The following is a 25,370-nucleotide window of genomic DNA, read 5'->3' as shown; positions in this document are numbered from 1 at the left end:
GCTACCCATTGCACAACTGCATCAGGCACGCCCAAAGAGAACGTGCCGCCTCGATTTCGACTCGGTTGATTTTCTGGACGCCGTTCCGAAAACGGTGGGGATGGAACGGCTGAAACGGTTTGATGAAGTCGCTGTTGTTGTATTAAGTGTCGCCATAGGTCAGATATTTAGTGGTATCCGCTCGTATAGTTTTAATCAGGCTTTGCAATAAAAACAAGAGGATATCATGTTGAGAAAACAACTTTTTGCCTTGCTCTCCTTACCTTTCGCCGTCTCCGCTGTGCTCGCGGATACTGAACAAGTTGTAGTACAGAGTGATTTTGATGCGATGGGCGCCCCGGTGCATCATTGGTCCAATAAAGGTAAAGATCTGTTTTATGTTGATGAGGGTCCGAAAGATGGCATTCCGGTTGTTTTTGTCGCGGGCAACGGCACCAGTGCAAGGGCCTTGGAACTCACTAATTTTCTACGTTCTACGCGCGATCAATTAAAACTGCGATTCATCACATTGGAGCGTAACGGCTTTGGTCAAAGCACCTTTGATCCAAAGGGCGATTACGCCAGCTACAGTGCAGACGTGCATGAATTGCTTGTCCATTTAGGCGTTGATCATTTTTCCTTGTTGGCGATCTCTGGTGGTGGGCCTTACGTCGCGCAGATAGCCGCAGACCTTGCGCCACAGTTGCGCTCGATTCATTACGCTGCTGCTTATTCGCAACCGGGTGTCAGTAAACCTAAGGATCGTTGCAAGGTCTCCGATGAGCAATTGGCTGTAACCGCGCTGCCCTATACGGTTCCCACTCAGTGGTGGGCCATGCCAGCGGGCAATTCAGTGGAACGAATCCCTGGTTGGGAAGATGCAGCCTACGATGATGGTATGCGCACCTTTTTCATGAAAGGTTCGCAAGGTTTTGACATGAAACCCCTGGTGCACGAGTGGCGTTTGTATTGCGAGCAGCCCGTGGCCTCTGGAGAAAAAATCAAAGCCCCGGTGTTTATATATGGCGGTACTGGCGACGCTGCGGTGCCTCCGGAGCATATGAAGTTCTGGAGCAAGCACTATTCGAATATTGGCGCCGTCCGCTCGTACCCGGGTGAAGGTCATGATGTGCAGTACCGACATTGGGGACAGATCATTACCGATATCGCTTATCAGGGCGAACGAATCTTGGTCTGCGATCACGGCCAATCACTGTTGCTCACTAACGACAAGGCGCAACAACGATTATCCCAAGGTGCGACCCTCGATGTATGTGCCTGGCAAAAATCCGAATAAAGAATTGTCCTCAGGCTACACGGGCGTTTAAAGCAACAATAATCAGACGCCCATGTCATCTCGTGGAAGCGATAGTCGCGCGCAGAAGCGCCGCTGCGTAACGATCCTGCGAAGAACCAATCCTTGCGTCCAAGAGCCCATTGCGGGATCTGCTGCTCATGAACATCTATGACATGACCTGACGTTTAACATAATATACATTATGCGACATGATGGATATTCCATACCGGCCATTCCCCCTGTACATTTCAACGCACAAACCCCACTTCGTACTCAAAGGACGATTCCCCGTGCATGAAGCCGCCAGCAAGATTATCGACCTCTACGAACGACATGCTCAAACCTGGGATCGCATTCGCTCTCGTCTTGGTACCGAACATTCATGGCTGGAGCGTTTTCGTCGGGTCATGCCTGACGTTGATGGCCAGGTCCTCGATCTTGGTTGTGGCTGCGCCGAACCAATGGCCAGTTACTTGATCGACGCTGGTCACGCCGTATGCGGCATAGATTCTTCAGAGTCGATGATCGAGTTTTGTCAGCAGCGTTTTCCCGGACAGGATTGGCGTGTGGCGGATATGCGTCGAATGGACCTTGGTCAACGTTACGCAGGGATTCTGGCGTGGGACAGTTTCTTTCATCTGACGCCGGAAGATCAGCGCCGAATGTTCCCGATCTTCCAGGCCCATGCGCAACCAGGGGCTGCGCTTATGTTCACCAGTGGGACGGCCCACGGGATTGCCCTTGGCACCTTTGAAGGTGAGACGCTTTACCACGCCAGCCTGGACCACGATGAATACGTCGATTTGCTCAATCGCCATGGTTTCAGGGTTGTCGAGCAACTGACGGAAGACCCGCTGTGCGGTGGGCACACTGTCTGGCTGGCAGTATTTGAATGACGGGGGTAGCACCCTGCTCATCTTTATATATGATTAAATTATAACTAAACTAAACATCTATTTAGTTGAGTTATAATTTAATCGTGTTTGACCGTAATTGGCCTACGAACTTTTCCCGTTAACGAACTCATCCCTTCCCTGCTCTATCGATTTAACGAGACGGGAGAAAAATGTTCTCTGTCAGCCCAACCCGATACAAATCACTAGCCAGGTCGAATGCTATCGGGTGGGCCACTCTGTGCAATTACCCGTTGCATCTCACCGCGTCAGGGAGCTTTGCGAGCAGTACCGGCACCTACGGGCGGCGGCTGCCAATCGTTACCCGGCATGATTCGTTTCATGTACTGATCGAACATCGGTACGGTGAATGCGGTATCACCGTGGTTTGGGCTCCAGATCATGCCTTTGGTAATAAGGCTGCTGCGTATTGGCCCAAGCGACTGACTGGTCCGGCCAAGCCGTCCGGCAATATCGCCAGACCGGTGAGGCCCTGCCCCTAGATCGGCCATCGCTCTTAAAAAGATTTTTTCTGCGACCGTCATCCGGTCAAAACGAACCCGAAAAAAGCTTTCATCCAGAGCCGCTATCGCCAATGGCGAGGCGTCCCTGACGTCCTCAACGGTGATGTGGTCGTTGCTCGCTACATCCCAGGAACTCTTGCCCCATTCTTGAATGAAGTACGGATAGCCTTGTGTCATCGTGACCACCAGATCGGCTGCATCCGGATCGACAATCACTCCCTCGTCCTCGGATGGCTTTACGAACGCTACTTTGGCTTCAGGTGGCTCTAACGGACCAATCTCTGGATAGTCGAACAATCGCTCAGCGTACGACTTTGCGTTTCCAGCACGCCCACGGAGTTGCGGTAGACCCGCACCCACAATTGTCACTGGAAGGCTCAATTGCGATACGCGATGGAGCGCAGTAATCAGAGCGGCCAGCTCTTCCTCGACGACGTACTGAAGTTCGTCGATGAAGATGACTAATGCTGTCTCGGCACCGCGAGCCGCTTCACCTACCTGAGTCAGCAAGGTGGTCAGGTCGCCTTCGAGATCGCCGTTGTCGGCCAGTCCTGCCTCAGGCTCGTAATCGAAGCCGACTTCAATGTCTTGATAGGTCACCTTCAGAGAGCGGGCAAACCCTGTCAGTGCTCTGAGTGCACGTATAGCCTTATCTTTGGCTGCCTCGACTCTACTGATGCGAAGCAACGCGGAACGCAGCTGCGGAGCCAGCAAGGAAGGCAGAGATCGTCCTTCCGGCGCCTCTGCGTAGGCGGTATGGATACCGGCGGTCTCTGCATCAATGAGCATTCGATTCAACAAGACGGTCTTGCCGACACCTCGCAAGCCGACCATAACGATACTTTTAGACGGACGCCCGACCCGTAGGCGCTCGATGGAGATGCGTAGCTTCTCGCGGATAACGTCACGCCCAGCAAGCTCGGGGGGACGAGTACCGGCACCTGGAGCGTAAGGATTGCGAATGGCGTCCATGGGGTTCTACTCAAATTAGGTAGTTTATCTAAATTCGATAATATGCCTATATTTCGATAGATTCAACCCGACCGCCCCTCCGCCCAGGGTACTTCGTCGCGTCCTGACAAACGCTGCGAGTGCCCTCCTCCATTCAACATTCCGGGTCCCATTGGCAGTGCGGTGGGGCATTTCTTGCCACTCGCGCCCATCGTTAGAAATTCAATTCTTTGCAACACGTGTCATGAAATGAAATGCCATTGTCGTGCGATGAGAAGCGCCTGATCAGGCCCTCGGCCTACAGTTCAACGAGCAATACCTACCCTGACTTCGCAAGATGGAACGCGCGACCTATCGGCACCAAGCCTTTTCGGCGTTCCGCTTAACAATAAAAAATATTTTAGAGATCCTCTATGAACTTCCTTGACGGCCACCTCTTTACTGAGAACCAGCAGCCCCTGATCATCACGGCAGCACCCTATGCACCGTCGTGGCAGCCCTCTGACTTTCCCGAGGACATCCCGGTAACCATGGAGGAGCAGGTCCAGAAGGCCGTGGATTGTTACAACGCCGGGGCTACGGTGCTGCATTTGCACGTGCGTGAACTGGACGGCAAGGGCTCCAAGCGTCTGTCGAAGTTCAACGAACTGATCGCCGGTGTGCGTAAAGCTGTGCCGGAGATGATCATTCAAGTGGGCGGCTCGATCAGTTTTGCGCCGGAAACAGAGGGCGCTGCTGCCAAGTGGCTGAGCGACGATACGCGCCATATGCTGGCCGAACTCGATCCCAAGCCGGACCAGGTAACGGTCACCGTGAACACCTCGCAGATGAACGTCGTCGAGCACTGGGATGACGCCGACATCAAGGGCACCTCAATGGAAGACCCGGCTGTCTACACCGCCTACAAGGAAATGACGGTGCCGGCCCAGCCGGGCTGGGTGGAAGAGCACGTGCGACGCCTGACGGCCGCGGGCATCCAGAGTGCTTTCCAGTGCTACAACATCAATAGCTTCGACTCGGTCGAGCGCCTGATGCGCCGCGGCATCTACAAGGGCCCGCTGGTGATGAACTGGGTGGCGATCGGCGGCGGGATGGACGTGCCTAACATCTACAGCCTGGCCAACATCGTGCGTGCCGTGCCGGACGGCGCCGTGCTGACCGTGGAAAGCTCGACGCGCAACGTGCTGCCGGTCAACATGATGGGCATTGCGATGGGCCTGCACGTGCGCTGCGGCATCGAGGATAACCTCTGGAACCAGGCGCAAACGGGGAAAATGTCCACCGTTGAACAGATCGAGCAACTGGTGCGCATCTCCCTCGAGTTCGGTCGCCCGATCGCCACCGCCCAGCAGGCGCGCGAGATCAGCAAGATCGGCGTGTTCTACGACACTGTTGAAGAAAGCCTGGAGGCCAATGGCTTCGCGCCTAACCGCAACGGTGCCCAGCAGGGATTCTTGCGCAGGAAGGCCTGAGCCATTTTGTAAGGGGTAAGCGTATGGGGCTGGACTGGATGGAAGAGTCCAGTCCCATTCGCTCATGAAATATGAATGGCTGCTTTGGCACAGACGGTGTGAAAACTCACTTAGAGGCGTAGCGGTTTACCTGTTCAGGATGCCCAGACCTCAGTCCATATCGGTGCCCCCTCCAAAGCCTGTCACGACGCATCAAAATAATCTGAACCGCTTTGCGACGCGCTCGCCTAATGATCAGCGTGTGGATAATCCCACAGGCAATGTGCCAATACCGGCACACTCCGAGAGGTGGTCAACGTGGCTAAAGACGAGAAGAAAAGCAAAGGTGACGCTTCGAAAGCCAGCAAGGATTTGAAAGACAAAAAGTCATCACCGGCAAAGAAATCAGCGGCGGCCGCGGCTCTTTCGAAATCTTCCGATAAGAAAGACAAGAAAAAAGCTGTCGAACCAAAGAAATCTGCAAAAAAGGCTGACAGCAAGCCAGAAAAGGCCAGCAAGTCAGAGAAGGCAGAAAAGCCGGCGAAGAAGAAAAAGTGACAGTTGCTGTCTGCCAGGGCTTTACGCCCTGGCTTCCTCAGGTCGTGTTGCACTCGATTCCACCCTCTGGATCTGGCGAAACTGGCCCGCGTTTCTTCGCGCGGCTTACTCGTCGAATATCGCCACCGCGCGTACGAACCCGGCCGATGCGTGCTTGATCTTGTAGGGAAAACACGACACCACGAATCCATTGGCCGGCAGGACATCCAGGTTGGCGAGCTTTTCCATTTGCCCGTAGCCGATATCGCGCCCGGCCTTGTGCCCTTCCCAGATGATCGAGGCATCGCCGTCGGCTGCGAAACGCTCACGGGTGTACTTGAACGGAGCATCCCAGCTCCAGGCATCGGTGCCGACTACCCGCACTCCCCGCTCCAGCAGATACATCGTGGCTTCACGACCGATTCCGATACCGGCATCGAGATAGCCCGGCTGACCAAACAATGCGCCGGCACGGGTGTTGATCAGCACAATGTCCAGCGGCTGCAAGGCATGGCCAATGCGCGCCAGTTCGGCTTCGATCTCGTCGGCGGTTACCACATGACCGTCTGCCATGTGCCGAAAGTCCAGCTTCACCCCAGGTTGCAGGCACCAATCGAGCGGTAACTCATCGATGCCAAACGCCGGCTGTCCGCCATCGGTGGTCGAGGCGTAATGCCAGGGCGCATCCATATGCGTACCGCTGTGGGTGGTGATGTGCAGTCGCTCGGCCGCCCATGATTCGTTGCCCGGCATTTGCTCGAGTTGCAAGCCCGGAAACATCGCTGCCATTTCCGGCCAGCCCTGCTGGTGATCCATGTAGTCGATCTTCGGCAGCAACGGCGGCGGATCGGTGTAGGGGTTATTATCGAGGGTGACCGAAAGGTCCACGAGACGACGTTTAGGCTTGGTTGGCAGTGACATGAAAGTTCTCTCCGGTCAGCGGCAAGTGTCGGGGGGCCGAGGGGTTGAGGGAATTGCGGACCAGCGCGGCAGCCGTGCGGTCATGATTGAAACCGGCGGCACGCGCTTGCGGGGTTTTCAGGGGTGGCATCTGTCCGAACAACGCTTGCAGCCCGGCGTCGGGCGCATAACTGATCAGCTTGCGGCGCTCCTGCCCATAGCGATCGGCCAAAGCGTCGATCACCTGGGCTATGGACAAATGCAGAACCGGCAACTGCCACACCCGTTGAGCGCCCAACGAGTCGCCATCGAGCTCTGCAGCGTGGATCAGGTTGTTCACGCAGCAGCGCGCCGACATCCACCAGGCCGTCGCCTCTGGCGAGACCGGGCATTGATAGGATTCACCCTCGGCGAACGCCCGCATCAGGTCGCTCATGAATGCTGAGCGCAAGCCATTGGGCTCACGGGGCCGGGCGACGATGCCTGGCAGTCGCAACACACGACCGTCCACATCACCTCGCCGGGCAAGGTCGCTCACGGCGCTTTCCACCATGGCCTTGTGCGTTCCGTAGGTCAGTTCGGGGCGCAGTTCGGCAGTCTCGTTCATTCGTTCCGGCAGATGACCGCCATACACCGCGACGCTACTGGCATACACCAAAACGGGTGGCTGGCTTTTGTTGCGCAGTTGGTTGAGCAACTCCAGACTGGCCAGCAGGTTGACCTGGTAACCGAGTTCGTACTGATCTTCTGCAGTGCCACCGGGAATACTGACCAGGTGAAACACCACGTCGATGCCGTCGGCCAGCACCCGGCGCATCAACGCAGGGTCCGTCACGCTGCCGAAATGACGACGCACTCGGGCGTCCTCCGGCAAGCCCTGCAAGTCCCTGTCCAGGACCAACAGCGAGTCAATTTTTTGCCCTCGCAAGCTGCCCCGCGCCAACAAACAACGCACCAGCTCTCGTCCGACAAAACCATTGGCGCCGGTAATCAACACACGCATAGGGCGCCCCTCAACCTTGAGCTTGAACGACACGTTGATCGATCGCGCCGAACAACGACTGGCCGTCGCTATCCAGAACATCCATGTGCACGCGGTCACCAAACCGCATGAAGCCGGTTTGTGCAGCACCGTGCTCGATCATTTCAATGGCGCGACGTTCGGCAATGCAAGCCGAACCCGCACTGCGTTCGACATTCGAGACGGTACCTGAGCCGATCAGCGTGCCCGCGCGCAGCCGGCGAGTCAGCGCGGCATGGGCGATCAACTGGCCAAAACCGAAGTTCATCTGCCCGCCGTGCGGATGACCGAACCATTGGCCGTTCCAGTGCACCTGCAAAGGCAAATGCACCCGCCCGTCACACCAGGCATCGCCCAGTTCATCCGGGGTAATGGCCAGCGGAGCGAAACTGGACGAGGGTTTGGCCTGCAAAAATCCAAAGCCTGTGCGCATTTCCCGCGGGGCCAGGGCGCGCAAACTGACGTCGTTGATCTGCAGGATCAACTTGATGTGCTGCAGCGCCTCTTGCGCGTCACACCCCATCGGCACGTCATCCACCAGCACCACGAACTCGCCTTCAAAGTCGATGCCCTGGCTCTCGCTCGGCAGCGCAATATCGTCGCGCGGGCCGATGAAATCGTCACCGGCGCCCTGATACATCAGCGGTGTGTGTTCGACGCCGTCGATGGGATCAAGATTGAACGCCTTCTGCATCAGTGCACCATGGCTGAGGAAGGCCGAGCCGTCGCACCATTGATAGGCCCGTGGCAAAGGCGCCATGGCCTGGCTTGGGTCAAAGGCAAAGGCTTCAGTCGACTCGCCTGCATTCAATTGACGCGAAAGTGCCTGCAAGCGTGGTTCGGTGCTGCTCCAGTTTTCGACGGCCTGCTGCAAGGTCGGCGCCACGGAACTGGCATCCAGCGCCCATGCGAGATTGCGCGAGACCACAACGAGCTGACCATCACGACTGCCGTTTTTCAGGGTGGCGAGTTTCATACAGATGCTCCTTGGACAGGGTTCAACTCAGCCGCGAAGCGTCCGTCGAGAAGAATGAAGACCATGCGCGCCATTGCTTCGGTGCGGTTGCTCCAGGCGTGGTTGGTGCCGCGTTGCACCACGACGTCGCCGCGCTTGAGGTGCACCTCCTCTTCGTCCAGTACCAGCCACACCTCCCCTTCGGTGACAATGCCGTAGTCGAGCGTCTCGGTGCGGTGCATCAATTTGTGCCGGGAGTCGGCTTTGCCGGTGCCGGCGTGGGATTGGCCAATTTCGGCGAACACCGCCGCGGCGCTTTCAGCGCTGACCTGGTTCTGCACGCTGTCCGGTGGAATATCCACCACCCGAATCACGCTGCCCAGGGGACCGGGGCTCAGTTGCAACGGTTTGCTGCTTGGATCGCTGGCGTTGTCGAGCAAGGCCGGGCTGGTGCTGCTGTTCCACAGTTCATGAAACACCGTGCCGGGTACCGCCGACAACGGGAATACGTTCGGCGTCGGCCCGTTACTGGCGACAATCGCCTGGCCATGCTGATCGTGACCGGTGACCACTCGTTTGAATTCAGGAAGCGCTTGCATGGACAATCCTCGTTCAGTTTCCGTCGCCGATGGTGGTGCCACCGACAACAACATTCGCGTGGGGCGACAGGCCACCGAGCCGGGGCACCGCCAGGCAAAACACCGCCACCAACAGTTGCCCCCCACCCACAATGGCCAACGCATGGGGGAGCGCCGAGGCTTCACCACAGGTCATGCCCAGCACCACCAGTGGGCTGATGAACTCGCCAGCGAAAATGGCCGCGGTAAAGCACCCCGCCGCTCGCCCACGCTGATGGAAATCGACTTGCGCCATGATCCAGGTGATCAGCGTCGGCAACATCAGGCCGATGCCCAGGCCGCTGATCGTCACTGCGACCACCACTTGTACGTGGGTCAGGGCCCCAGCCATCAACAGCCCGCCGATGCCCGCCAGCACATAGGCAATCAACAGCATGTGTTGGCCGCGCATCCCGCTGAACAAGCGGAAGCTCAGCGCACCGATGAGCACGCCCAGTTGATTGGCACCCATGGTCATGCCGATCTGTTGCGGGGCATCCACGTGCAGCAGGTTGAGCAGATAACCGGCCTGTACCGGCACAATAAACAGGCTCAAACCCGCCAACAGCGACAGCGCATACAGGGGCGTGAGCGCGCGCCACGGAAATTTTCCTGCCAGTAGCGGCTGCGTTGTTTGTTCAGGCTGCGGGCGGGCCTGGGGTTCCCATAGCTTCCAGGCCATCAGCGGCAGGAAAATCAGGCCCACTGCATACAGCGCAAACGGGGTGCGCCAGTCGTTTTCCCCGAGGAAACCACCCACTGCGATAAACACCGCAGCGGACAACGACGTGGCGACCATCTGCAAAGCAAACAGACGCTCACGCCTGGCGCCACTGTAGTAGTCGCCCATCAGCGTGGTGCAGCAGGTCATGATCCCCGCCTCGGCCAAGCCGATGCCTGCTCGACTCAATACGATCGCCGGCAGCGAGTCGAGCCAGAGCGGCAGCACGCCGCAGAGCACGTAGAGCAACATGCTCGCCAACAGCAATGGCTTGCGCCCGAGTCGATCGGCGATCAACCCGGCGAACGGAGCCAGCAACGCAATCACCAACGCCGGCAAGGTCAACACCACAGGCACCAGCATGGCGCTGCCGGCCACATCGGCAAAATGCGCCTGCATCCGCGGCAATACCGGGGCCAGCAGTACCGCGCCCAGCACCGGTAAACAGCTGCCTAGCAGCAACAACAGCGATTGCGCCCATCCGGCCTGTCGGTGTGTATTTTCCACGAAGACATTAGCGCCCATGGCACGGCTCCTTGATGCGCAGGTGATGAATGTTGGCAACTACCGCCGAATCAGAAACCGCCACGTTAGTCACTGTCATCGGCACAACGTCCCCCTGCGCCTCGCTGCGTGCGGGCAACAGGAAGTACGCCAGTGCCGGCAGCAACACCAGTGCACCGACCATGTTCCAGACGAACATGAACGCCAGCAGCACGCCCATGTCGGCCTGGAACTTGATCGGTGAAAAGGTCCAGGTTGCTACGCCGATGGCCAGGGTGATTCCGGTCAGCATCACCACCTTGCCGGTGGAAACCAGTGCGCGGTAATAGGCTTCGGACAGGCTCGCCCCTTGGCGCAGATGACCCAGCAGAATGCTCATCACGTACAACGCATAGTCGACACCGATGCCGACGCCCAGGGCGATGACCGGCAGCGTGGCGACTTTCACACCGATGTTCAGCCAGACCATCAAGGCTTCGCAGAGGATGGACGTCAGCATCAAGGGGATCACCGCACACACCGTCGCGCGCCAGGAGCGGAACGTGATCAGGCAAAGCAGAATCACCGCGCCATAGACCCAGACGAGCATCTCGCGGTTGGCTTGCTTGACCACGATATTGGTCGCCGCTTCGATGCCGGCGTTACCGGCGGCCAGGAGGAATTGCACTTCGTCTGTGTTATTCGCCGCGGCAAATTTTTCCACGTGCTCGACCAGGCGGGTCAGCGTCTCGGCCTTGTGGTCAGTGAGGTAGGCGTACAGGGTCAACAGGCTGCAGTCTTCGTTGTACAAGCCACGCGGCGCACTGGCGGTGATCATGTTGAGCATCGCCTGGTTGTTCTGCAGCTCGTACCACTTCGGGTTGCCTTCACTGAGGCCGACCAGCATGCGCCGGTTCAGCAACGCCAGCGAATTGGTCGAATCCACACCCGGCAAGGCGCGCAGTTGCCAGTCCAGGGCATCGACCTTGGCCAGGATGTCGTAGCGTGCACAGCTGCTGGCCGGCGTTTTCACCATCACCGCGAACAGGTCGCTGCTGGCGCCGTAATGACGGGTCAGAAATGCATCGTCCTGGTTGTAGCGCGAATCGGCGCGCAGCTCCGGCGCACCGGCGTCGAGGTCGCCGATTTTCAGTTGCAGGCTGACCACAAAGCCCACAGCGGCCAACGCAAGGCTGATGGCGATGCACAGGCTGGCCCAGCGGCGATGGGTGAACAGATCCAGAAAACGCCAGAAGGCATGCCGTGTCTGACCGTTTTGCTCGGCCTGTTCGCTCTTGAGGCTCAGTTGTGCCGCGCGCGGTGAAACGCCTACATATGAGAGCAACACCGGCAGCAGGATCAGGTTGGTGAAGATCAACACCGCCACGCCGATGCTGGCGATTACCGCGAGGTCTTGAATGACCTGGATCTTGATCAGCATCAGCACCGCAAAACCTACGGCATCACAAAGAAGCGCCGTCAACCCGGCCAGGAACAGGCGGCGGAAGGTGAATCGCGCCGCCACCACCCGATGCATGCCTCGGCCGATGTCCTGCATGATGCCGTTCATTTTCTGCGCGCCGTGGCTCATGCCGATGGCAAACACCAGGAAAGGCACCAGCACCGAATACGGGTCCAGTTGGTAGTCCAGCAATGGCAGCAAACCGAGCTGCCAGACCACCGCCACCAGCGAGCACAGCACCACCAGCACGGTACTGCGCAGGCAGCGGGTGTACCAGAACAGCACGGCGGTGGTGATCAGGATCGCCACGGCAAAGAACAGCAGGATCTGTTTCAGACCGTCAATCAGGTCGCCGACCTTTTTCGCGAAACCGGTGATGTGAATGTCGATATTGGCGCTTTGGTATGTGCTGCGCAGCGTCTCCAGTTGCTCGGACAACACTGCGTAATCAAGCGGCTTGCCGTCAGAAGTGGCGGCCAGCAACGGCACGTAGATGATGCTCGACGTCTGGTCGAAAGCCACCAACTGCCCGAGTTCATTGGAACGCTGCACGTTGCGGCGCAGCGCATCGAGGTTGGCGGCGGTGCCGCTGTAGTCATCCGGGATCACCGGGCCACCGTCGAGGCCGTCTTCGGTCACGGCGACCCAGCGCGTGGCCGGGGTCCATAGCGACTTCATGTACGCCCGGTCAACGCCCGGCAGCAGGTAGAGTTGGTCGCTGAGGGCCTGCAGGGTCTTGAGGTACTCGGCATCGTAGATGTCGCCGTGCCGGTTGGCGACCACAATACGCAACGCATTGCCCAGGCCAGTGAGCTGTTTCTGATGCTCAAGGTAGTTGGCAATGTAGGGTTGCTGTGTGGGGATCATCTTTTCGAAGCTGGCATTGAGTTCGATGCGGGTGGCTTGATACCCCAGCACCAAGGTGGTCAGCACACACACCAACAGCACCCACAGGCGGTGGTTGAACAGCGTGCGTTCCACCACTGAACCGGAGCGTGGATCGAAATTCGCCAGGCTGGCCGTGGCGTTGTCGAAAGACTTCATAACCTCACTCCGAAGCAGTAGCGATTGACGGCGATACGCGCGTCAACCCAGTGAAACCAGCCAGCGTCAGGCTGCCATCGGCGGCCTGGATGACACTGGCAACGGGCTTGCCCAGCGGTTTTCCGTAGGGCTGCAGCAATGCGCCAGGCTGGTTGTGGGTGCGAAACAAGGCGCCGCTCTGATTGACCAGCAGCAACTGGCCGTCATCGGTGCGGATCGCATCGCTGAAAGACACCGGCATCGATACCGGCGCCGGATGGAAGCTCTCGCCAAGGTCACTGGAGGAAAAAGCATTGCCCTTCAAACCGGCCACTAACAAGACACCGTCATCGCGCATTTGCAGGGTGAAGAAACTCCCCGCGTAAGGGCTTTGCAACTGACTGAAAGACTTGCCGGCATCCATCGAACGAGCCAGATAACCCTGCTCGCCGGCCAGGAACCAGAGCTCTCCTTGTTGAGCGATGGCAGACAAGTGCGCGCCCATCGGGTTATCGATTTGCCCCATGATCGATTGCCAGGTGGTGCCGCCATCTTCGGTGCGAAATGCCAGACCGTACGCCCCCACGATCAGACCGTGTCGGGCATCCACGAACTGCAGGGCGAGAAACGGTTTGTCAGCACCCTCCGCAGCTAGCCTTTCAGCCGTTTGCACACGCGCGGCGGCGGCATCCTGATCGTTGGCAGAAGGCAATTGCTCGCGGGCAGCGGACAACTCCAGTTGTGCCGCTCGCAGGCCGTCCAGTTGTACGGTCCAGTGTTCACCTGCATCGCGGGAGGCCAGCACAACACCGCCATGCCCTACCGCCCAGCCGCTGTTGGCGTCGACAAACTGCACGGCCGTCAGGCTGACGGAAACCGGTACCGCTGCTTGCCGCCAGTTGACACCGTTGTCATCGGAGAGCAGCACGATGCCCCGCTCCCCCACCGCCACCAACCGTGCCCCCGCACGGGCCAGGTCCAGCAGCACCGCAGATTTCGCTTGCGGCGCCTGCATCGCCGGTGTGTTGAGGGTGTCACCGACCACAGCGGCATGGGCCAGAGTCAACGGCAACGCCACAGGCAACGCCATAAGCCACATCAGCCGACCAACCACCTGACAGAATCTGTTCATTACCGACCTCGAAAAACCGTTTGAAACCGGACCACGCTGATCAAGCCGCGATCCGGTCTGAATCAACGAACCCCGGCACCCGCCATCGCCGCTGGCGAAAACTCGGAGGCCTTGTAGCGATCCACCACGCTGTACTGTTCTGCCTGGCCGGTGTAGACGTTCTGGATAAACCAGGCGCCAGAGGTGAGGTCATAGAAGCCCGAAGACAATTGCGCCTGGGCAGGCAGGTCCGGCAGTACTGCCGGCAACGACCACAGGGTCTTGGCCAGTTGGCCGTTGGCGTCCCAGCGGTCGCCCAGAATGGCTTGCCAGGTATCTTCGTCCAGGTAGTAACGACCTTTCGGCAATTGGTGACGTTTGCCCGGTGCCAGGTCGGCCTCGACCACCCAGACCCGGTGCAATTCCCAACGCACGTAATCCGGGTTCATGTGATGAGCGAGGAACAGGTCTTCAGGCTTGGCGGCGGCTTGCACCTTGTTGGTGTTGTAGGGGATGTACATCTCCTGCTTGCCCACCAGTTTCCAGTTGAAGCGGTCCATGCGGCCCTGGAATACGCTCAATTCGTCGAACGACATCACCCCGGCAGTCGCCGGTGTCGGCGTATCGCAGCAAGCATTCGGCAGCTTGCGCACGCGGCGTTGCCCGGTCAGGTAAACGTGGGCCTGGGACAGATCGCCGTTGATGTTGGTACGGCCCAGAATCTGCTCGCCGGCGCGCAACGGTGGCCCGACGTTGAGCAGGCGGAACATCCAGTAGTCACCGGCAAACGACTCCGGCGTCCCTTCCTGGTAGTAATACGGCATCTCCTGGATAGCCTGGCCGTCGGTGGTCATGACCTGCTTGCCATCGGCGGTCATCAGGTAGTGACGAAAATGCATCGACAGGGAGGTACCGCGCCAATTGAGCACGTGGTTCCACATGGCTTCGGCGCCGTTTTGCGGGACCGGGAACGGGATGCCGCCAAAGGCGCCTTCGGGGACGGGGCCGGCGCTGCTGTCGACCAGTTTGGCGCGAGTGGCGTTTTTCAGGGTGTTGTCATACACCCATTGCGGCGCGGCAGCTGTACGACGGGTCGGGTACACATCAATGCGATAGGTGTCGGGGAAACGCTTGAACATTTCCTTGGTGCCATCGCTGAGCTTTGCGGCGTATTGCGCAAGGTTTTTCGAGGTGATGCTGAACAGTGGTTTGTCCGCGGCGAACGGATCGGAACGTTTGCCACCCTCCTTGAACGATGGATCGACCTTGGTGTAACCACCGTCCCAGGCCGGGATGGTGCCGTCGGCATTGCCGGCGCGCTCGGCCCCGAAAGGCGTCAGGTTTTTCGACAGCTTGGCCGCGTCTTCAGCCGTCGCCGCCAGCGTCAGTTGGCTGCAAATGGCCAGGCTACCCAGCAGTGCAAGGCAAAGGGTTTTGAGCTTGAAGGCTCCGGTCTTTTTGTTGTGGGTCATGCGCAAGTCCTCTTAAAACGTGGTCTTGACGGAGAAAGCCAGGTAATCCCGGTCTTTCAGCGATTGCTTGAAATTGAATTGGTTGGCGGCGTTGAGGTTAGTGTCCTCGGCGCCGTAGTAATGCGTGTAGGTCAGGCCAGCGGTAACGCGATCCAGGTAAGTCGCGGTGATGCCGATGTTCATATCGCCACCGTTGTCCGGGCCGAAGGAACTGACAACCGCCGACTTGCCCAGGGGGAAGTAGCTGATGCCGACCGGGATGCTGATATCGATGCCGGAGAAGAACTGGCGGTAGGTCGGGGTGTAGACCACCTTGAAACCCAGACCGTCATCGGTGGCATTGGGGTCAAGGGCGGCCCGGTTCTCAGTGACACTCAGCAGACGGTTCCAGGCGATCTCGCCGACCAGTCCCGATTCCCTAGCAAGGAAGTTCGGTCCGAATGAGGCCAGCACGTTGAGGTTGACGTGGGCGGTACGGCCGACGGCGTAGAGGGCGTCGTCATCGTTGTCAGCGACAACGCCAGGCAGGACGGTCTGACCGTTGGAAACCAGCGGCATGTTCCAGCGCATCGAGGCTTCACCGGCGAAGCTGTATTCGTCCACGGTGGTAGAAAAACTCGCTCCAAAGGCGCGAATGTCCTCCGGGTACACCCAGTAATACTCGCCGACCTGGCCGGTACTGAAGTTCGGCACACCGGTGGAAGGTTTGAGGTACAGCTTGGGGGTTTTGTCGTGGTACTGAATGGCGTACAGGCCGTACTCGACCGTCTCGGCGCTGTACTTCAACTGCAGGCCGCCCTGCCCCGAACTTTTCGCTTCCTTGTCATTGCCATGGAAAAACGCCGCCGGGCTGCCGGGATTGCCGCCGAGGAACGCAGGGAATGGCGCGCCCACGATCAGGCGTTCATTGCCTTCGCCGATGGTGTCACTGGTGGAGAAATAACTACCTGCGCCCGGCAGACGTGTCTCCTCCCATTCCAGTTGGTAAAAGGCGCCGAGCGAGACGTCGTCGGTCAGCTGGAAAGTCCCGGACAGTTGATTGACTGGCCGGGTGATTTCCTTGAACTGGGTGTTGGGTACGGACTGCGCCTTGACCACGTCGACCGGCGCCATGCCACCGGCAATGCCGTTGGCCCCGAAGAACAGGCTCTCGCCCCAGATCAACCCGTGGCGCCCTGCACGCACCGACGTGGCACGGTCGGCTACGTCGCCGTTCCAGTACACAAACGCATCCAGCAACTCCCCATCACCGCCATGCAGGTGGCGAGTGTCATCGGTAAATTCGTCGTAGGCCACCGAACGGGCGTTGGCGCGTGTCGGGTCATCGTTATCGTTGTCGTGCTGGTATTCAGTGTCGTACCAAGTGGCACCACTGAGGCGTGCGCCAACGCTTTTGAACGACATATCCAGTTCGGAGAGGACGTCCAAACGGTTGGAGATCAGGCCTTTGTTGAAGGCGCGATCACCGTCGTCCTGGTTGAGCGCAATCTGTCCCTGGGTCAGTTTGCTGCTTGGATCCTGGGCTCGCCACGCGGCGCTGTACTTCACCGTGTTATCCCAGCGCAGTTTGAAATCCGGATTGCCGGTATCAACCTGAAAGGCATGGGCCGCCTGGCTACACAGAACCAAAGCCGCGGCCAAGGTGAAACCAAAGGGTGCAGAAATGCTGACCGGGCGGCGCGCAAGCGTCGCAGTCGTGGAACTAACCATCGCGTTAACCTCTTGTTTTTATAGTGGTAACTGCTGTGGATGAAGTCGAATCAGATGGGCTCGGCGGTGCGTGCGAGCATCTGCTTGACCAGACCGATGCGGTCGAACTCCCGGTCGTGCTGCATTTCCTTGTCACCGGCCAGCACAGAGCTTTCGCTGATGTACTTGCAGCGCTCGAAACGGCGATCCATAAAGCGCTGCAGCTGTTGCTCGATGCCGCCGTCGCGAGTCAGTTCTTCGCTGAGCACGATGGCATCTTCAATTGCCATGCCGGCGCCCTGACCAAGGTGTGGCGTGGTCGCGTGGGCAGCGTCGCCGATCAGCAGGACACGGCCGCGGTACCAGGGTTCGTTGACGAAGACCACTTCCATCGGCTTGTAAACCACCTGGCTGTTGTCGGTGATTTGCTCACGCAGCTCGCCGATGAGGCCGGTAAAACCCTGCAAGCGCTGGCGCATCTGCTCGGCCAGCGTCTGCGGGTCCATCCACGGGTTGGAAGGTTCATGGGAGGTAAGGAACAGGTACATCAGGTCACCGGCCAGCGGTACCAGGCCCGCGTTGCCTTCGGCGCTCTGGTAGTTGGCGAGGTGATCGATGTGCGGATCGCGCGGGAAGTTGTAGCGCCACACCGATTGGCCGGTGAAGCGCGGCGTGTAGGTGTCGCCGAACAGCAAACTGCGAACCTTGGAGAACAGGCCGTCAGCACCCACCACCAGGTCGTAGCCGGCGCAAGTGCCATCGGTGAACAGCACCTCCACGCTCTCGCCTGTGTCATTCAGGGATTCAACGCTCAGACCCAGGCGCACTTTGGCGCCGAGCTCCAGCGCCGTTTCACTGAGGACTTTGTGCAGCGCCAGGCGCGAGATACCGACGTTGGCCGGATACGCAGGCCCTGCCAGGCGCTGGCCCGGGATGCGCGCCAGCTGCTGACCGGCCGGCCCATAGATAGCGACGTCTTCAAAGGCATAGGCCGCATCAAGATAACCGTCGAGCACGCCCAGCTTGGCCATTTCGCGGACCACGTTGCTCTGCTGGATGATGCCGACACCGTAAACCGTCCACTCTGACTTGAGTTCGATCAGGTCGACCTCAATGCCCTTGCGCCGCAGTGCGATGGCCGCACACAAGCCGCCAATGCCACCGCCCACGATCAGAACTTTGTTCACTGCACTCATGGTTGTCTCACTTTTTATTCTTGTGGTTCGCTGCAGCGCCAGGCACTGCGTCGTTAGGTCCAGCTTCCCGTCAAAGCAGGGATTTGACTAATCGCGAGTAGGGATGCGATGTATCGCCAAACGCGATACCTCGACTTGAGGTGGCGCGCTGCCGATCTCGGGGATTTGCAGCACCAGCCAGCCCTCCTCCATACGCCACGGCAACGCCTCCAGTTCTTGGCCCAAACAGGGGCCGTAGATACATTTACCGGTACTCGGCAGGAACTGTGCACCGTGGGCGTAACAGACGATCAACTGGCCATCCGCCGAGAGAAACCGGTCTTTGCGATACTCCAGGCGTACGTCCAGATGTGGGCAACTGTTGCGGTAAATCCGCACCTGTCCCTCGTGCACCAAGGCAAAAACACTGTCTCTGCCGCGCTGCAATGGATCGAATCCGCGTGCCTGCCCTTCCACCAGTTCGTCCACCCGGCACAGGTAAAAATCGCTGTGGCTCATGACACAAACCTATGTAGGAGCGAGCTTGCTCGCGAAAAACCTGAGAGCACCGCGGGGCGTCAGGCTCCCCGCGACATCATTGACCTGCGCCGTCGGCACGCCGCCCGGAACAGGCTCGCGCCTACAACGCTTTGGGTGGAGGGCCGCCGGGTGCCCATTTTTCTTTGGAGTTGAACAGGAACAGTTGCGAGTTATCCGCCGACAGCGGTGCACGGCGCGCCTCCCAGGCGTCATCGTGCTTGTCCATGTCGGCGTCGTATTCAATGTGGCAACCCAGCGGGCTGTTGAAATACCAGAACCAGTTGGAGCCAAAGAGGTGACGGCCAGGGCCCCAGAAACTGGTCCAGCCTTTTTGCTCGAAGCGTGTTCCGGCCAGCAGCACTTCGGTGCCGCTGCCCATGTGGAAAGTGAAGTGTTCGCAGCCCTTCATGTGAGGCGGGGTCTGGATCATGAACAGGCAATGGTGGTCATCGGAACCTGCCGGGCGCATGAATGGACCCGCGCCGATGAAGGTGTCTGTGGTTTTGAAGCCCAGACGCTCGGCGTAGAAGGCTTCTGCCTTGGCCGCGTCGGGGACGAAATACACCACGTGCGATAAAGTGCGCGGCGTGGCCTCCATTTCCAGGGTGATACCGGGCTGATTAAGCGGACGCTGTGGCGCATGGCCGGCGGCGTTGGTCAGGTCGTCCGGCGCGTTGTAAGCCTTGCGAACAGTGACCTGAAAGGCGATTGCAAACCCCATGTCGTCGATACTGTGCAGCACGCCGTCATCATCGCGGGTGACCTGGCGATCTCGCGCCAGCTCGTCTTCGATGGCATCCAGGTCGGCAGCGCTGGCGACGCCGTAGACGGTTTCACGAATCGACGGTGCCGGACCAATGGCGGCAGGCAAGCGCGGATCGTCCGCCCGCCGAATGATCACGGCGGTGCCGTCCAATGCTTCGAAGCGCCCGCCGTTGCTGTCGACGGCGACAGGCGCAAGGCCGTAATCACGCAGGCAATCGGTACAGGCTTGGATGTCATCGACGCCGAAGATCAGGGCATCAAGGCCAAGGATGTTCATGGCTACCACTCCATTGAAATTAGTATCCGGACGAATCTGCCGCAGGCTCGATAGGCCCATCAGCAACGCAGGCTGTCCGGTGGTGGTGTCGGCAAGAACGCCGACTGCCGTGAAGATTGCCGGGCGCTTTGGCAGCTGACTAATCGAGTGTCGGGATGTGACCTATCGGAAATCGCGATACCAGGAATTTCCGGGGGCGCGTTTTTTGCTAAGAGCAAAAGAAACGGCGAGAGGGTTGACGCGCTGATGTATTCATCCGAATGTATCGCGAAAATAAATACAAAACCGGACATGCCTGATGCGTTTCAACCACCTGGATCTGAATCTGTTGGTAGCCCTCGATGTGTTGCTCGAGGAACAGAACATTACCCGCGCCGCCGAACGCTTGCACATGACGCAGTCTGCCACCAGCGGTGTGTTGGGACGTTTGCGTACCTATTTCGAAGACGAGTTGCTGGTGCAAGTCGGTCGCAAAATGCAACCCACGCCCTATGCCCGGGAGCTCACCACACCGATCCGCGAAGTGTTGCTGACGATCAAGTCATCGATCACCGCCAAGCCGGTGTTCGACCCCACCACCAGCAAGCGTCACTTCCGCCTGGTGACCTCGGACTACCTGATCAGCGTGCTGTTTGCCCAGGTGATTCAGACAATCCATCAGGAAGCGCCCAACATCACCTTCGAGATGCTCGGCCCCGGCGACAATAGCGGTGAGTTGCTGATTCGCGGCGAAGTTGACCTGATGATCGTGCCTGAGCGCTACATCATCGACGGCCACCCCCACAAGCTGCTGTTCGAAGAGGAACACGTCTGCGTGGTGTGGGACGGCAATACTCTGGTCGGCGACAGCCTGAGCCTGGAGCAGTACATGGACATGGGCCATGTTTCAGTCGGGTTTGGTCGAAGCCGGCACTTGAGCATCGAAGAGTGGTTCATGAACCAGTACGGCTTCAACCGCCGTATCGAAGTCGTCACCAACGACTTCAACACCCTGCCGCAACTGGTCGTCGGCACCCAGCGCATCGCCACCATGCACCAGCGTCTGGCACGGTTGTACGCCGAACACCTGCCGTTACGCATCCTCAATCCGCCCGTGAAGATTCCAGTCATGCGTGAAGTCATGCTCTGGCATCGCAGCGTCGAAGGCGACCCGATGCACCGCTGGCTGCGCGAGCGCATCAGCGAAGTTATCCAGAACCTGGAAAACCCTCCTATCGCCCGCCGCGATACCTCCCATCCCGAGTCACGATTGGCGTAATGGTCGGCGCGTCCTTACCGTGCCTTGTAACCTTCAAGGCAACCACAAGGACAACAACAATCATGTTTCGCTACTTTCCAACCAATTATGTGTGGAATCTTTCGGTCGACCTGGCCATCGAGATGGGCGCTCGCATGGGCGAAATCGAAGAGATGTGCGCACCATTGCAGGAGGCAGCCAAGCAGCCCGACGCCGCAGGAACCAAGGCATTCCGCGAAACCTGGGCGAAGATGGCCGACAAACTCTGTGGCCTGGCTGAAGAAGACGAGGGTCATGGCCGGTTGCTGTCGGCGGGCGAAAAATACAGCCGCGCCGCCACTTATTACCTCACCTGCGAACGCCTTCAAGCCCACGGCGCCCCTGGTCGTACCGAGCTGTACCAGCGCTTTTTGCAGACATTCAAACGCGGCATCGAACTGTCACGGGAGAACTGTGAGCGCGTTGAAATCCCCTATGAGGGCAAACATATCTCCGGCCTGCTGGTACGTGCTGAAGGCGTGACCGGTCCGGCGCCGATCCTGGTGCAGGTCAATGGCCTGGACTCGACCAAAGAAATGAAGTACCGCGTCGGCCTGCCGGCCTGGTTGGCAAAGCGCGGTATCTCATCGCTGATCATCGACCAACCCGGAACAGGTGAAGCGCTGCGCCTGCATAACCTGATCGCTCGCTTCGACAGCGAGCATTGGGCCAGCCGCGTGGTTGACTGGCTGGAAACCCGAAGCGACGTGGATGCGGCACGTATCGGCCTGGAAGGCGTCTCACTCGGCGGTTATTACTGCCCGCGTGCGGTGGCGTTTGAACCACGGTTTGCCTGCGGTGTGGTGTGGGGTGCAAACCATGACTGGCGCGATGTTCAAAAGCGTCGACTGGAAAAGGAAGGCAGCTTCCCCGTACCGCATTACTGGGCGCACGTGTGCTGGGTTTGGGGTGCAAAAGACATGGATGAATTCATGGCCATCGCCGAAAACGTGCATCTGGATGGCGTACTGGATCGGATCAAAGTGCCCTTCCTGGTGACCCACGGTGAAAAGGATTCGCAGATTCCACTGAAGTGGGCGCAGCGTACCTACGAGCAACTGGTCAACAGTCCAAAACGCGAGCTGAAGATCTTCACCGAACGTGAAGGTGGCGTGCAGCATTCCAGCTTCGATAACAGCATCAATGCCGGACATTACATTGCTGACTGGATTGCCGAAACGCTGGGTGGACACACCGCTTAACGGGCTTCGCGCAGCATGAAATACGCCGGACAACCCTAAAGGTTTCCGGCGTTTTGCGTTAATTCAGTCGGGCGCACGTGTGCCAGGGAACGAGCTGGTCTGCCAGCCATCGCGACTCGCGATACTCGTCCCTTGGGGTCACGCAATGCCGCAAAGGCCCCGACGCTGCTGATGTACCGCAGCTATCGATGTCATCAATACACGGGCATTGATGCAAGTTGCTGGTGGTCACCCTGGCCTCGCCCTAGCCTCGCTTTGCATAACAATCAGCAAAGTGAAAACGCCATGAACGCCCTGCACCTCAAATGCCAGACCTTGTTCGACGGTACTGGCCTGCAAACCCGTCAACAGCAGACACTGGTCGTCGAAAACGGCCTGCTGTCGTATGTTGGCCCAACTGCCCTGGCGCCGCAGCCGCAACCGGGAGACACCCTGCTCGACGCCGGCGATAACTTTGTCATGCCGGGCCTGGTGGATGTGCACACCCATCTGGCCTTCGGCAACGCCCAGAGCGAAGAAGACATCGATATCTGGACCAGTGACGAGTTCCGCGCGCTGCGAGGCATGTTCTTCGCCCAGCACGTGCTGGCCGCCGGTGTGACCAGCATGGTCTGCCCGGGCGATAGCGGCCAGCTCAGCATCGCGGTGCGCAATGCAATCGCCGCCGGTTTGTTCGAAGGCCCGCGCATTGCCGCCAGCAGCCGGGTCATCACCAACCGGCAAAGCCTCAATGACTGGTTCCCGAGCCGCGTCGGTACTGCGGAATATTTCACCGCGTGCCTGGTCACCAGCCGCAGCGATGCATTGGCGGAAATTCGCAAACAGGCCAAGGACGGTGTCGATCTGATCAAGATCGCCATGGACGGTACCCACCGCCGCCCGAATGGCGAAATCATCGCCGCCTTCACCGCTGAAGAAACCCGTGAAATGGTTGAAGAAGCGCATCGTCTGGGCTGCAAGGTTGCGACTCACGCCTATGGCCGCGAAGCGGTGATGTACGCCGCTCGCGCAGGTGTCGACCTGGTGTTTCACGCCTTTTATATGGACGATGAGTGCATTGAAGCGCTGCTCGAGGCCGGTAGCATCCTCGCCCCGACCATGACGTTCCCTCAAAACACCGTGGATTTCTGCCAACCCCACGATCCGGCCATCAGTACCGGCTACGCTGGCTACTGCGCGCGCACCCTGGAAGTGGGTTCGGCCGTGCTCAAGCGTGCCAAGGCCGCCGGGGTGCCTTTCGCTTGTGGTAGCGACAGCGGTTTCGCGGTGACGCCTTATGGCGAATGGCACGCTCGCGAGTTGGAATTGCTGGTCACCCGTCTGGGCTTCACAGCGGCAGAAGCGTTGTACGCCGCCACGGCAGTCGGCGCTCGCTGCATGCCGCGCGGTGAGACCATCGGCTCCCTCGAAGTGGGCAAGCAAGCAGATTTCCTGCTGCTCGACGGTTCACCCTTGCACGACATCCGCATTCTGCAAGACCGCTCACGCCTTAAAGCCGTGTACAAGGCCGGCCGGCCCGTACGCATGGAACGCAGTCCTTACAATCCCAAACAGGTGTCTGATTTCAACTCGCTGAAATGGACGGATCTTTACACCCGCGACCGTGTTGCCCAATTGGGCAAGTGGGCGCTATGAGGACTGACGCCATGCAACGACTCGACCTGATGACCGCCATCGACATCGCCAGCAGCGCTATGCGCATCGCCCGGGAAACGGCGGTTAAACCATTGGCGGTTGCCGTGTTGGATGCCGCAGGTCATCCGCTGGCCGTCCTGCGCGATGAACTCGCGAGTTTTCTTCGGCCGCAAATAGCCACCGGCAAGGCCCGTGGCTGTCTCGGAATGGGTTTTGGCGGGCGTGAACTGGCCCGGCGCGCGCAAGCGATGCCTGCATTTTTCGACGCTATTAACAGCCTGACTGGCGGCGAAGTGATTCCCGTAGCCGGCGGTGTGCTGATTCGCAATGCCGAGGGCCTGATCCTCGGCGCTATTGGTATCAGCGGCGACACTTCGGACAATGACGAGCGATGCGCTTTACAGGCTATCGACCAGGTTGGACTGCTGGCAGACAACGGCGATCAGATGCCCAACTGATCGAGCAACGCGGCCTGTTCCAGCAAGAGGCCGCGAAACCACAGCATGGCCGGGTCATGGTCTTGATAGGGATGCCATTGCAGCACCTGAACGGCCTCGGGAAACGCCAGCGGTGCTGGATGGATACGCAGTGGATAATGCTGAGCGAAACGCTGCGCCTGTCGACGAAATACGGTAGCGATTCGCCCGGTACCGACGATAAATTCGGGCATCAGTACGAAGCTTTCAAGGGCCACCGCCACTCGCCGTTGAACGCCCAGCTCATGCAGGTGCACGGCATCCATCGCCAGATTTCGGCCATCGGCAAACTCGCGGACCACGTGCTCTGCGTCGCAATAGTTGGCCAGGCTCAAACCATCGGCGAATTGCGACTGCTGAGCGCAGACAATGCAACAGAGCTCATCACTCATTAAGGGTAAATGGGGGTACGCCGGATTCAACCGTCGCTGCGGCACGATCACACAATCACTGCGACGATAATCGAGCGCTTCGCTGACTACATCACCGTCACGCGGTACTGGCATATCCCGCAGACTCAAGCGCACGCCGGGCGCGATACGGGCCAATTCACGACTGACCGCCGGCAGCAGCACCCCAGCCACGTAGTCGGAAGCCACCAACGTGAAGTGTCGAGTGCAATTGGCCGGTTCGAAATTGACCGGTGCATCGACAATCTCCCGCGTCAATGCCAGGGCTTGACGCACCTTGGGCAGCAGCTCCAAACCCAATGCCGTGGGCTCCAGGCGCCGTCCTACCTGAACCAGCAACGGGTCATTGAAATGCTCGCGTAAACGCCCGAGTGCCGAACTGGTTGCCGACTGGCCCAGGCACAAACGTTCGGCGGCCCTGCTGACGCTGCACTCGCTCAACAAGGCATCCAGGGCCACCAACAGGTTCAGGTCAAGACGTCGATAACGCATGCTGTGTCCATTCTGGTTTACAGGAATGATTGATCA

Annotated in this window: 22 protein-coding genes and 1 pseudogene; 8 read left to right on the top strand and 15 right to left on the bottom strand. The window is 59.0% G+C overall.

Going from position 1 to position 25,370, the window contains the following annotated elements:
• Positions 1–226 precede the first annotated feature (226 nt).
• Together AC07OG_RS07780 and AC07OG_RS07775 are read left to right on the top strand one after the other, a co-directional pair.
• On the top strand, positions 227–1,276 hold the full coding sequence (locus AC07OG_RS07780) for an alpha/beta fold hydrolase (protein WP_495066649.1): 1,050 nt from the start codon (positions 227–229) through the stop codon (positions 1,274–1,276).
• A 290-nt stretch (positions 1,277–1,566) separates the two neighbouring features.
• Positions 1,567–2,172, top strand: a complete 606-nt coding sequence (locus AC07OG_RS07775; protein ID WP_495066648.1) for a class I SAM-dependent DNA methyltransferase — start codon at positions 1,567–1,569, stop codon at positions 2,170–2,172.
• Positions 2,173–2,438: 266 nt separating this feature from the next.
• On the opposite strand, the gene AC07OG_RS07770 is transcribed toward AC07OG_RS07775, so the two are convergent.
• Complete coding sequence (locus AC07OG_RS07770; protein ID WP_060542102.1) at positions 2,439–3,665, bottom strand: ATP-binding protein; 1,227 nt, start codon at positions 3,663–3,665, stop codon at positions 2,439–2,441.
• Positions 3,666–4,057: 392 nt separating this feature from the next.
• On the opposite strand from AC07OG_RS07770, the gene AC07OG_RS07765 reads away from it, so the two are divergent.
• Both AC07OG_RS07765 and AC07OG_RS07760 read left to right on the top strand, forming a co-directional pair.
• Entirely contained in the window at positions 4,058–5,116 is a 1,059-nt protein-coding gene (locus tag AC07OG_RS07765; RefSeq protein ID WP_495066647.1) for a beta-keto acid cleavage family enzyme, read from the top strand.
• Positions 5,117–5,404: 288 nt separating this feature from the next.
• Positions 5,405–5,653, top strand: coding sequence for a hypothetical protein (locus AC07OG_RS07760; protein WP_495066646.1), 249 nt, complete (start codon positions 5,405–5,407; stop codon positions 5,651–5,653).
• A 105-nt stretch (positions 5,654–5,758) separates the two neighbouring features.
• Here the strand turns inward: AC07OG_RS07760 and AC07OG_RS07755 are convergent, their stop codons facing one another.
• From AC07OG_RS07755 to AC07OG_RS07695, 13 genes and pseudogenes are all read right to left on the bottom strand, one after another.
• The gene (locus AC07OG_RS07755) at positions 5,759–6,553 is read right to left on the bottom strand and encodes a cyclase family protein (protein WP_495066645.1); all 795 of its coding nucleotides are present in this window, start codon (positions 6,551–6,553) and stop codon (positions 5,759–5,761) included.
• Positions 6,531–7,535: an NAD-dependent epimerase/dehydratase family protein gene (locus AC07OG_RS07750; protein WP_495066644.1), complete on the bottom strand. Its 1,005-nt coding sequence runs from the start codon at positions 7,533–7,535 to the stop codon at positions 6,531–6,533. The genes AC07OG_RS07755 and AC07OG_RS07750 overlap by 23 nt, the downstream gene beginning before the upstream one ends.
• A gap of 10 nt (positions 7,536–7,545) precedes the next feature.
• Positions 7,546–8,529 (bottom strand): fumarylacetoacetate hydrolase family protein, encoded by a 984-nt coding sequence (locus tag AC07OG_RS07745; RefSeq protein WP_495066643.1) that lies wholly within the window; start codon positions 8,527–8,529, stop codon positions 7,546–7,548.
• On the bottom strand, positions 8,526–9,107 hold the full coding sequence (locus tag AC07OG_RS07740) for a cupin domain-containing protein (protein WP_495066642.1): 582 nt from the start codon (positions 9,105–9,107) through the stop codon (positions 8,526–8,528). Before AC07OG_RS07740 ends, AC07OG_RS07745 begins: the two co-directional genes overlap by 4 nt.
• A gap of 13 nt (positions 9,108–9,120) precedes the next feature.
• Complete coding sequence (locus AC07OG_RS07735) at positions 9,121–10,371, bottom strand: MFS transporter (RefSeq protein ID WP_495066641.1); 1,251 nt, start codon at positions 10,369–10,371, stop codon at positions 9,121–9,123.
• The gene (locus AC07OG_RS07730; protein ID WP_060542110.1) at positions 10,361–12,835 is read right to left on the bottom strand and encodes an efflux RND transporter permease subunit; all 2,475 of its coding nucleotides are present in this window, start codon (positions 12,833–12,835) and stop codon (positions 10,361–10,363) included. The genes AC07OG_RS07735 and AC07OG_RS07730 overlap by 11 nt, the downstream gene beginning before the upstream one ends.
• Positions 12,836–12,839: 4 nt before the next feature.
• Positions 12,840–13,946 carry a WD40/YVTN/BNR-like repeat-containing protein gene (locus tag AC07OG_RS07725; RefSeq protein ID WP_495066640.1) on the bottom strand — a complete coding sequence of 369 codons (1,107 nt, stop codon included), beginning with the start codon at positions 13,944–13,946 and terminating at the stop codon, positions 12,840–12,842.
• A 62-nt stretch (positions 13,947–14,008) separates the two neighbouring features.
• On the bottom strand, positions 14,009–15,397 hold the full coding sequence (locus AC07OG_RS07720; RefSeq protein WP_060542112.1) for a DUF1329 domain-containing protein: 1,389 nt from the start codon (positions 15,395–15,397) through the stop codon (positions 14,009–14,011).
• A 12-nt stretch (positions 15,398–15,409) separates the two neighbouring features.
• On the bottom strand, positions 15,410–17,107 hold the full coding sequence (locus AC07OG_RS07715; protein WP_495066639.1) for a DUF1302 domain-containing protein: 1,698 nt from the start codon (positions 17,105–17,107) through the stop codon (positions 15,410–15,412).
• A 50-nt stretch (positions 17,108–17,157) separates the two neighbouring features.
• Positions 17,158–18,282, bottom strand: a complete 1,125-nt coding sequence (locus AC07OG_RS07710) for an FAD-dependent oxidoreductase (protein ID WP_495066638.1) — start codon at positions 18,280–18,282, stop codon at positions 17,158–17,160.
• An 87-nt stretch (positions 18,283–18,369) separates the two neighbouring features.
• A complete protein-coding gene (locus AC07OG_RS07705; RefSeq protein ID WP_060542115.1) occupies positions 18,370–18,780 on the bottom strand; it encodes a Rieske (2Fe-2S) protein in 411 nt (136 codons plus the stop codon).
• A 12-nt stretch (positions 18,781–18,792) separates the two neighbouring features.
• Positions 18,793–18,879: pseudogene (locus tag AC07OG_RS07700) on the bottom strand (outer membrane lipoprotein carrier protein LolA); the annotation flags it as partial.
• A 22-nt stretch (positions 18,880–18,901) separates the two neighbouring features.
• Positions 18,902–19,843, bottom strand: a complete 942-nt coding sequence (locus AC07OG_RS07695; protein ID WP_218423052.1) for a VOC family protein — start codon at positions 19,841–19,843, stop codon at positions 18,902–18,904.
• Between the two features lie 298 nt (positions 19,844–20,141).
• Between AC07OG_RS07695 and AC07OG_RS07690 the strand changes: the two genes are divergently transcribed.
• The 4 genes from AC07OG_RS07690 (at position 20,142) to AC07OG_RS07675 (ending at position 24,414) form a co-directional block, all read left to right on the top strand.
• On the top strand, positions 20,142–21,101 hold the full coding sequence (locus tag AC07OG_RS07690) for a LysR family transcriptional regulator (protein WP_060542117.1): 960 nt from the start codon (positions 20,142–20,144) through the stop codon (positions 21,099–21,101).
• 62 nt (positions 21,102–21,163) lie between these two features.
• Complete coding sequence (locus AC07OG_RS07685) at positions 21,164–22,321, top strand: alpha/beta hydrolase family protein (protein WP_495066637.1); 1,158 nt, start codon at positions 21,164–21,166, stop codon at positions 22,319–22,321.
• A 285-nt stretch (positions 22,322–22,606) separates the two neighbouring features.
• On the top strand, positions 22,607–23,956 hold the full coding sequence (locus tag AC07OG_RS07680; protein ID WP_218423054.1) for a metal-dependent hydrolase family protein: 1,350 nt from the start codon (positions 22,607–22,609) through the stop codon (positions 23,954–23,956).
• An 11-nt stretch (positions 23,957–23,967) separates the two neighbouring features.
• Complete coding sequence (locus AC07OG_RS07675) at positions 23,968–24,414, top strand: GlcG/HbpS family heme-binding protein (RefSeq protein ID WP_060542120.1); 447 nt, start codon at positions 23,968–23,970, stop codon at positions 24,412–24,414.
• Here AC07OG_RS07675 and AC07OG_RS07670 read toward each other — a convergent pair.
• Positions 24,399–25,334, bottom strand: coding sequence for a LysR family transcriptional regulator (locus AC07OG_RS07670; protein ID WP_495066636.1), 936 nt, complete (start codon positions 25,332–25,334; stop codon positions 24,399–24,401). The two genes, AC07OG_RS07675 and AC07OG_RS07670, sit on opposite strands and share 16 nt — an antisense overlap.
• Positions 25,335–25,370 lie beyond the last annotated feature (36 nt).

This window comes from Pseudomonas sp. GW821-FHT09H03 (assembly GCF_059415945.1).
Note: the sequence above shows the minus strand (reverse complement) of the source record. Positions and strands in the feature narration are given on the sequence as shown.

Bases quoted from the DNA above. Each gene is read 5' to 3' on its own strand.
- AC07OG_RS07780 (WP_495066649.1), top strand. From the start codon at position 227: ATGTTGAGAAAACAACTTTTTGCCTTGCTCTCCTTACCTTTCGCCGTC.
- AC07OG_RS07770 (WP_060542102.1), bottom strand. From the start codon at position 3,665: ATGGACGCCATTCGCAATCCTTACGCTCCAGGTGCCGGTACTCGTCCC.
- AC07OG_RS07765 (WP_495066647.1), top strand. From the start codon at position 4,058: ATGAACTTCCTTGACGGCCACCTCTTTACTGAGAACCAGCAGCCCCTG.
- AC07OG_RS07755 (WP_495066645.1), bottom strand. From the start codon at position 6,553: ATGTCACTGCCAACCAAGCCTAAACGTCGTCTCGTGGACCTTTCGGTC.
- AC07OG_RS07750 (WP_495066644.1), bottom strand. From the start codon at position 7,535: ATGCGTGTGTTGATTACCGGCGCCAATGGTTTTGTCGGACGAGAGCTG.
- AC07OG_RS07745 (WP_495066643.1), bottom strand. From the start codon at position 8,529: ATGAAACTCGCCACCCTGAAAAACGGCAGTCGTGATGGTCAGCTCGTT.
- AC07OG_RS07740 (WP_495066642.1), bottom strand. From the start codon at position 9,107: ATGCAAGCGCTTCCTGAATTCAAACGAGTGGTCACCGGTCACGATCAG.
- AC07OG_RS07735 (WP_495066641.1), bottom strand. From the start codon at position 10,371: ATGGGCGCTAATGTCTTCGTGGAAAATACACACCGACAGGCCGGATGG.
- AC07OG_RS07730 (WP_060542110.1), bottom strand. From the start codon at position 12,835: ATGAAGTCTTTCGACAACGCCACGGCCAGCCTGGCGAATTTCGATCCA.
- AC07OG_RS07725 (WP_495066640.1), bottom strand. From the start codon at position 13,946: ATGAACAGATTCTGTCAGGTGGTTGGTCGGCTGATGTGGCTTATGGCG.
- AC07OG_RS07720 (WP_060542112.1), bottom strand. From the start codon at position 15,397: ATGACCCACAACAAAAAGACCGGAGCCTTCAAGCTCAAAACCCTTTGC.
- AC07OG_RS07715 (WP_495066639.1), bottom strand. From the start codon at position 17,107: ATGGTTAGTTCCACGACTGCGACGCTTGCGCGCCGCCCGGTCAGCATT.
- AC07OG_RS07710 (WP_495066638.1), bottom strand. From the start codon at position 18,282: ATGAGTGCAGTGAACAAAGTTCTGATCGTGGGCGGTGGCATTGGCGGC.
- AC07OG_RS07705 (WP_060542115.1), bottom strand. From the start codon at position 18,780: ATGAGCCACAGCGATTTTTACCTGTGCCGGGTGGACGAACTGGTGGAA.
- AC07OG_RS07695 (WP_218423052.1), bottom strand. From the start codon at position 19,843: ATGAACATCCTTGGCCTTGATGCCCTGATCTTCGGCGTCGATGACATC.
- AC07OG_RS07690 (WP_060542117.1), top strand. From the start codon at position 20,142: ATGCGTTTCAACCACCTGGATCTGAATCTGTTGGTAGCCCTCGATGTG.
- AC07OG_RS07685 (WP_495066637.1), top strand. From the start codon at position 21,164: ATGTTTCGCTACTTTCCAACCAATTATGTGTGGAATCTTTCGGTCGAC.
- AC07OG_RS07680 (WP_218423054.1), top strand. From the start codon at position 22,607: ATGAACGCCCTGCACCTCAAATGCCAGACCTTGTTCGACGGTACTGGC.
- AC07OG_RS07675 (WP_060542120.1), top strand. From the start codon at position 23,968: ATGCAACGACTCGACCTGATGACCGCCATCGACATCGCCAGCAGCGCT.
- AC07OG_RS07670 (WP_495066636.1), bottom strand. From the start codon at position 25,334: ATGCGTTATCGACGTCTTGACCTGAACCTGTTGGTGGCCCTGGATGCC.